The organism is Rhodovulum sp. DZ06 (assembly GCF_050586345.1).
Lineage (GTDB): Bacteria > Pseudomonadota > Alphaproteobacteria > Rhodobacterales > Rhodobacteraceae > JBOCEF01.
In genome coordinates, this window is the sequence record NZ_JBOCEF010000011.1 from 1 (window position 1) to 6,991 (window position 6,991).

Consider the following 6,991-nt stretch of genomic DNA (forward strand, 5'->3'; position numbering starts at 1 on the left):
CGGTGGCCATGCCGTTGGTGGTGTAGCGCTTCACGTGCTCGATCGAGCGCATCCCCTCGCGCACCGCCAGCCGCAGGGCGGGCCGGGCGCGAAACCCGCGGTTCACGCCCCGCTCACGCCGCGTTCACGTTGCGGCGCAGATCGCCCTGCGCGGGCGCCGTCTCCGGCCCTCCCTCCGACCCTTCGTCCCGGGGCGGGGGCCGTCCCGGCGGGGCGGGGCCGTGCGGGCGGCGCAAGCAGGGCGGGCGCGGGGCCCTCCGCCGCTCGCTCCGAGGGCGCAAGGCGGGAGTCGCATTCATGTCGATCCCGCGCGCCGCCGATGCTACACCGGCCCGGCAAACGGGAATTTAACGCCTGCGGGGGCAAGGGACATAAGCATGAGCGCGCGCAAGACATCGGCCGGGGGCCCGCCGAAGAAGGTCGCCCCGGGGCGGGAGGAGCTTCGGGCCACCCTGTTCGAGGGGCGCCGGTTCTTCATCGCCATCGGGGTGTTCAGCTTTTTCGTGAACCTGCTGATGCTGACCGGGCCGATCTTCATGCTCCAGGTCTATGACCGGGTGCTGTCCTCGCGCTCCGAGGCGACGCTGGTGGCGCTGGGCGCGATCATGGCGTTCCTGTTCCTGATGATGGGCGTGCTCGACTACGCCCGCGGGCGGATCATGGCGCGGCGCGGCGCCCGCTTCCAGGCGATGCTGGACAAGCGGGTGTTCGAGGCGATCCTGCGCCGCTCGGTCGCCCCGACGGAACGGGCCAAGCCCGCCACCGGGCTGCGCGACCTCGAATCGATCCAGCGGCTGATGTCGACCCCCGCGCCCTTCGCGATCTTCGACATCCCCTGGACGCCGGTCTTCCTGCTGGCGATCTTCTCGTTCCACTGGTCGATGGGCGCGCTGGCGGTTGCGGGGGGCGCGCTGCTGGTGCTGCTGACCTTCCTCAACCAGGTGTTCAGCCGCGAGCCGCAGAAGATGGCGAACGGCGCCAGCGCGCAGTCCGAGGCGTTCACCGACGCCGTGCGGCGCGAGGGCGAGACGGTGCAGGGCCTCGGGATGCGCGGCGCGGTGCTGGCGCGCTGGCAGGCGTACCGCACGCGCTCGCTGACCGCGTCGCTGACCGCCTCGGACCGGACGGGCGGCTTCTCCACCGCCTCCAAGACGCTGCGCTTCTTCCTGCAGTCCTGCATGCTCGGCCTCGGCGCCTATCTCGCCATCGACGGCACGCTGAGCCCCGGCTCGATGATCGCGGGCTCGATCATGATGGGCCGCGCGCTGGCCCCGATCGAGCAGGCCATCGGCCAGTGGGCGATGGTTCAGCGGGCGATGCAGGGCTGGTCCTCGCTCAAGGACCTGCTGGAAAAGACCCCCGAGCAGCCCGAGAAGACCCAGCTTCCCGCCCCGCGCTCGATCCTCGAGGCGCAGCAGCTGACGGTGGTCGCGCCCGGGGAGCAGACGGCGGCGATCCGCATGGTGTCCTTCCGGCTCGAGCCCGGGCAGGCGCTGGGCGTGATCGGCCCGTCGGCCTCGGGCAAATCCACGCTGGCGCGGGCCATCGCCGGGGTCTGGCGGCCGGCCTCGGGCAACGTGCGCCTCGATGGCGCGGCGCTGGACCAGTATGACGACGCGGCGCTGGGGCGGCATATCGGCTACCTGCCGCAGGACGTGGCCCTGTTCGACGCCACGGTGGCCGAGAACATCGCCCGGATGGAGGTGAAGCCCGACGACGCGAAGGTGGTCGAGGCCGCCAAGCGCGCGGGGGCGCACGAGCTGATCCTGAACCTGCCGCAGGGCTATGACACGCCGGTCTCGGCGGGCGGCGGCAAGCTCTCGGGCGGCCAGCGCCAGCGCATCGGCCTGGCGCGCGCCATGTATGGCGACCCGGCGGTGGTGATCCTGGACGAGCCGAACTCCAACCTCGACGCGGGCGGGTCCGAGGCGCTGAACAAGGCGATCGAGGACCTCAAGTCCCGCGGCAAGGCCGTGATCATCATGGCCCACCGCCCGGCGGCGATCCATCACTGCGACCTGATCCTGATGATGGAAGGCGGCGTGCGGAAGGCCTTCGGGCCGAAGGACGAGGTGCTGCGCCAGCACGTGCGCAACTGGCCGCAGGTGGCCCAGGGCGGCCCGGCGGGCGGGCAGGCGGCGCCGCCGCAATCCGCCCCCGCCGCCGCGCGCCCCATCGGCGCGCCTGCACCGAACGCACAGGCCGGAACCCCCGGCAAGCCGGAGACCGCGTGATGAGCGACAAGAGCGATCCGCGCAAGGACGGGGCCGCGATGGGCGACGCCCTGCGCCCGCACATGGCCGAGGCCCCGAAACCCGCCTCCGCCGCGGCCGGGGGCGCGCCCGACGTGACCGCCGCCGTGGCCGACGCGCAGAAACAGGTGCTGACCCGGCCGAAACCCGGCCGCACCGCCCCGCCGCCCGCGGCCCCGGGCGCGAAGCCGCCCGCCGCCGCGCCGGCGCCGGGCCAGGCCGGGCTTCCCGCCGCGGGCGGGGGCGGCGGCATGGTCCCCGCCCCCGCGGGCGCGATGATGGCCCCGGGCGGCGGGTCCGGCGGCCCCGGCGGCGCCGACGAGCGCACCTATGCCGCGCGCGGGCCGATGTGGCTCGGCATCCTGTCGCTGATCATCCTCGTCGGCGGCTTCGGCGTCTGGGCGGCGATGGCCGACCTCTCCTCGGCCGTGGTCGCCCCCGGCAAGGTCGAGGTCGAGACCAAGCAGCAGGTGGTCGAGCATCCCGACGGCGGCGTGGTCGGCGCCATCAGCGTGCGCGACGGCGACCGGGTGCGGGCGGGCGACGTGCTGCTGCGCCTCGACGACACGCTGATGGTCAACGAGCTCGAATCGCTCCGCGGCCAGTACTGGGAGCTGGTCGCCCGCGCCGAGCGGCTGCGCGCCGAGCAGCTGGGGCAGGAGGAGCTGACCTTCTCGGAGGAGATCCTCGCGGCCGAAGCCGTCAGCGCCGCGGTGGCCGACATCGTCGAGGGCCAGCGCAGCCTGTTCTACGCGCGCGTGCAGACAATGGCCGACCAGGTCGAGCAGCTGCGCGAACGCCAGGCCCAGATCCGCGAGCAGGTGAAGGGCGCCGAGGCGCAGGCCGCCGCGCTCGAACGCCAGCTCGGCCTCGTGGCGCGGGAGCTGGAGGGCCAGCAGAAGCTGTTCGACCAGGGCCTTGCGCAGCTCACCCGCCTTCTGTCCCTCCAGCGCGAGGAAGCGCGCCTGCAGGGCCAGGTCGGAGAGCTGACCGCGGGCATGGCCGAAAGCCGCGGGCGGATCGCCGAGATCGAGATCCAGATCCTCAACCTGCGCTCGCAGCGGCAGGAGGAATCGATCACCCAGCTGCGCGACATCCAGTACCAGCAGAACCAGGTGCGCGAGCAGCTGGCGAGCCTGGAGGAGCGGATGACGCGCCTCGACGTGCGCGCGCCCATCGACGGGGTGGTGACGGGGATGACCGTCTTCGCCGTCCGCTCGGTGGTCAGCCCGGGCGAGCCGATCCTCTACATCGTGCCCAGCGACGTGGAGCTGGTGATCGAGAGCCAGATCGACACGATCTTCATCGACCAGGTCTGGGCCGGCCAGCCCGCGACGCTGCGCTTCTCGGCCTTCAACTCGCGCACCACGCCCGAACTCCAGGGCCACGTGGTCAAGGTGTCCCCCGACGCCTTCCAGGACGAGCGCACGGGGCGGACCTATTACACCGCCACGCTGGCGCCGGACGAGGGCGAGCTGGAGAAGCTCGAGGGGTTGACGCTGGTGCCGGGGATGCCGGTGGAAGGCTATATCCAGGCGCAGTCGCGCACGCCGCTGACCTACCTGACCAAGCCGCTGACCGACTATTTCAGCCGGGCGATGATCGAGGAGTGATCCCGCAGGCCCCCGGGCCCGGGACCGCGGCAGGGACGGGGCGGCGCAGCGATGCGCCGCCCCGTTCGCGTTCCGCCATCCCCGCGGCGATCCCCGCGCGATCCCCGCCGCCATCCCGCCGCCATCTCCCCGGCGCGCGTGCGGGGGGGGCGCCGCGGCGGCAGGCGCATGATTTTCCACCGCCCCCGGAACTCCATGCTTTTCAACGGCGTTCGGCCCGGTGCAGGGTGGCCCCGGATCCTTCGTCCCACCCACGCATTCCCCCGGAGCCCCGCCCATGACCGGACCCGTCGAAGACGCCCTCGCCAAGCTCGGCCTAACCCTGCCGGACGCGCCCGCGCCCGCCGCCAACTACGTGCCCTGGGTGGTGCAGGACGGGCTGGTCTACGTCTCGGGGCAGGTCAGCGCCGGGCCGGACGGGTTCATCACCGGGCGGCTGGGCGAGGACATGGACGTCGCCGGCGGCCAGGCCGCCGCGCAGGCCTGCGCGCTGTCGCTGCTCGCCCAGCTCAGGGCCGCCTGCGGCGGGGACCTGTCGCGGGTCACCAAGGTCGTGCGCCTCGGCGGCTTCGTGAACTCCACCCCCGATTTCATCGACCAGCCCAAGGTGGTGAACGGCGCATCGGACCTGATGGTCGCCGCCTTCGGCCCCGAGATCGGCGCCCATGCGCGCGCCGCCGTCGGCTGCGCGTCGCTGCCGCTGGGCGTGGCGGTCGAGGTCGAGGGCCTGTTCGCCATCCGCGCCGCCTGAGCGCGTCGCCCGGGCCCCGCGGCGGCCCGGGCGGCCGCGGCCGCGCAGGCGCCGCCGGGCTTCGGCATGGCCGCGCCTTCATTTCGCGCTAAGATTGAATTGTCCGCGTATCCCGCCGCCGCGTTCCGATTTCCCTCCGCCCGCCCGTTCCCGCCCGCCGGGATCGGGGCCGCGCCGCCCTGACGCCGGAGCCACGCGATGCCGCGACCGATGCCGGATTTCACCCTTCTGCCCATCGCCCATCGCGGCCTGCACGACCTGCAGGCCGGGGTGGTCGAGAACAGCCTGAGCGCCATCGACGCCGCCGCCGCCAACGGCTACGCGGTGGAGATCGACGTGCAGCTCTCGGCCGATGGCGAGGCGATGGTGTTCCACGACGACGTGCTGGACCGGCTGACCGACCGCACGGGCCCGGTCGGCGCGCTGACCCGCGCCCAGCTTCAGCACGTGGAGCTGCGCGGCGGCGGCGGCGACCGGATCCCGTCGCTGGCCCAGGCGCTGCGGGTGCTGGCCGGGCGCACGCCCATCGTGGTGGAGATCAAGCGCCAGCCCGGGCCCAGCGGCCCGCTGGAAGAAGCCGTGGCCCGGGCGCTGGCGCGCTATTCGGGCCCGGCGGCGGTGATGTCCTTCGACCCGCGGCCCATCGCCTGGTTCCGCGACAACGCCCCCGAGGTCCGCCGGGGCCTGGTGTCCTGCTCCTTCGCCGAGGTGGACGACGCGGCCGACGTGCTGGACGAGCGCCAGCGCCAGGCGCTCGCCGATCTCGAGCTGTTCGACGAGCTGGAGGCGGATTTCGTCTCCTACGGGGTGCGCGACCTGCCGCGCCCGGCGGTGGCGGCGCTGCGCGCGCGCGGCGCGCCGGTGCTGTGCTGGACCGTGCGCAACGAGGCCGACGCGGCCGAGGCGCTGCGCCATGCCGACGCGATCACCTTCGAGGGCTTCCGCCCGCCGGTCGCCGCCGTGGCCCGGGGCGCCCGGGCGGGACGCGCATGACACGGGGGCGCGGACCGGCCGGTCCGCGCCCCCTTTCGCGTTCACCTGCGCCGGGCGCTCACATGCACAGGCAGTCCGCGAAGGCCCCGTACTCCACCCCGTAGATCAGGTTCTGGTGGTTGGTGAGCTCGGCGCCCGCGTCGTCGACCTCCTGGAGCGGCGCGAGCACGAGGCCCACGAGGTCCCCCTCGCCCGCCACGAAGCCCTCGCCCTCGGCCCGGGCCATCTCCGCGATCTCGACCGCGCCCGGCTCGAAGCCGATGAACAGGTCGTCGGTCAGGTTCCAGATCGCGTTCTGCACCTCGGCGGCGGTGTAGCCCTGGGCGGTGAAGTCCTGGTTCAGCACCCAGGTCACCAGGTCGAGGTTCTCCCGGTTCTGCACGAAGGCCCCGAGGGCGGCGTTCCCCTCGTCGGCCAGGAACACCTCGGCCGTCACCGTGAACCCGTCCGGCACGTCGCCGAAGAAGTCGACGCAATAGACGTCCGCGCTGCCCAGCGCCTCGAACCGGGGGGCGTCCGGCGAGAGCACGTCGATGACGAAGCCCCCGCCCGCGACCGAGTTCACCAGCACCTCGACCGTGTCGGGCTTGATCGCCTCGATGTCCTCGATGGTCTTGATGTTGCTCGCGTGGATGTCGATGGAAACGGTCGCCTGCGCGGACCCGCCGTCGGCGGCGACGGCGGTGTAGGTGAAGGTCTCGGTCGCCATCTCGCCGAAGGCCAGCCCGGCCCAGGCGTCCACGCCGTCATAGGTCAGCGTGCCGTCGGCGTTGAGGGTGACGAGCGCGCCCGAGGCCAGCGTCACGGACGCGCCCGCGGCGACCGCCATGCCGTCGATCCCGGCGATGGCCAGGCCCGGGTCGTCATTGGCCAGGACGTCGAGGACCGGCGTCTCGGTCCAGCAGGTGCAGGCGTCGTCATCCATCAGCGTCGGCGCGATCACCACCGACATCTCGTAGACCCCGGCGTCGAGCGACAGGTCCGCGTCGCAGCGCCCGAGCGTGACCGGGCCGGAGACGCCGTTCGCGTCCACGTCCGAATCGAGGGCGTCGTCGCCGCCCGCGTCCTGGAGGGTGAACACGTAGGTCTCGGGCAGGGCCGAGACGGCGATGGAGTAGCTTCCGGCGGCGAGGCCTTCGAACAGGTAGAACCCGTCGGCGTCGGTGGTCGCGGTCAGGCCGGTGTCGACCCCGTCGCGCCAGAGCGCGACCACGGCCCCGGCGAGCCCGACCTCGTCCGCGTCCTGGATCCCGTCGCGGTCGGCGTCGATCCAGACGCGGTTCCCGAGGCTGGCCTTGCCCGAGGGCTCGGGGTCCGGGTCGCAGTCCTTCGGCGGGCGGGGATCGCAGTCGCGGTCCCTGTCGCGGTCCTTGTCGTGGAGG

Annotated in this window: 5 protein-coding genes and 1 pseudogene; 4 read left to right on the forward strand and 2 right to left on the reverse strand. The window is 73.3% G+C overall.

Annotated elements, in window-relative coordinates:
* Window positions 1–76, reverse strand: a pseudogene (locus tag ACQ5SO_RS07100) (hypothetical protein); the annotation flags it as partial.
* A 301-nt stretch (window positions 77–377) separates the two neighbouring features.
* Here ACQ5SO_RS07100 and ACQ5SO_RS07105 point away from each other — a divergent pair.
* The 4 genes from ACQ5SO_RS07105 (at window position 378) to ACQ5SO_RS07120 (ending at window position 5,609) form a co-directional block, all read left to right on the forward strand.
* Entirely contained in the window at window positions 378–2,234 is a 1,857-nt protein-coding gene (locus ACQ5SO_RS07105; protein WP_430940890.1) for a type I secretion system permease/ATPase, read from the forward strand.
* Window positions 2,234–3,865 carry an HlyD family type I secretion periplasmic adaptor subunit gene (locus ACQ5SO_RS07110; protein WP_430940891.1) on the forward strand — a complete coding sequence of 544 codons (1,632 nt, stop codon included), beginning with the start codon at window positions 2,234–2,236 and terminating at the stop codon, window positions 3,863–3,865. Before ACQ5SO_RS07105 ends, ACQ5SO_RS07110 begins: the two co-directional genes overlap by 1 nt.
* 277 nt (window positions 3,866–4,142) lie before the next feature.
* On the forward strand, window positions 4,143–4,616 hold the full coding sequence (locus ACQ5SO_RS07115; protein WP_430940892.1) for a RidA family protein: 474 nt from the start codon (window positions 4,143–4,145) through the stop codon (window positions 4,614–4,616).
* A gap of 198 nt (window positions 4,617–4,814) precedes the next feature.
* On the forward strand, window positions 4,815–5,609 hold the full coding sequence (locus ACQ5SO_RS07120) for a glycerophosphodiester phosphodiesterase family protein (protein ID WP_430940893.1): 795 nt from the start codon (window positions 4,815–4,817) through the stop codon (window positions 5,607–5,609).
* Window positions 5,610–5,667: 58 nt separating this feature from the next.
* Here ACQ5SO_RS07120 and ACQ5SO_RS07125 read toward each other — a convergent pair.
* The coding region (locus tag ACQ5SO_RS07125; RefSeq protein ID WP_430940894.1) for an SdrD B-like domain-containing protein at window positions 5,668–6,991 on the reverse strand (1,324 nt) is incomplete at its 5' end.

Bases quoted from the DNA above. Each gene is read 5' to 3' on its own strand.
- ACQ5SO_RS07115 (WP_430940892.1), top strand. From the start codon at position 4,143: ATGACCGGACCCGTCGAAGACGCCCTCGCCAAGCTCGGCCTAACCCTG.
- ACQ5SO_RS07120 (WP_430940893.1), top strand. From the start codon at position 4,815: ATGCCGCGACCGATGCCGGATTTCACCCTTCTGCCCATCGCCCATCGC.
- ACQ5SO_RS07105 (WP_430940890.1), top strand. From the start codon at position 378: ATGAGCGCGCGCAAGACATCGGCCGGGGGCCCGCCGAAGAAGGTCGCC.
- ACQ5SO_RS07110 (WP_430940891.1), top strand. From the start codon at position 2,234: ATGAGCGACAAGAGCGATCCGCGCAAGGACGGGGCCGCGATGGGCGAC.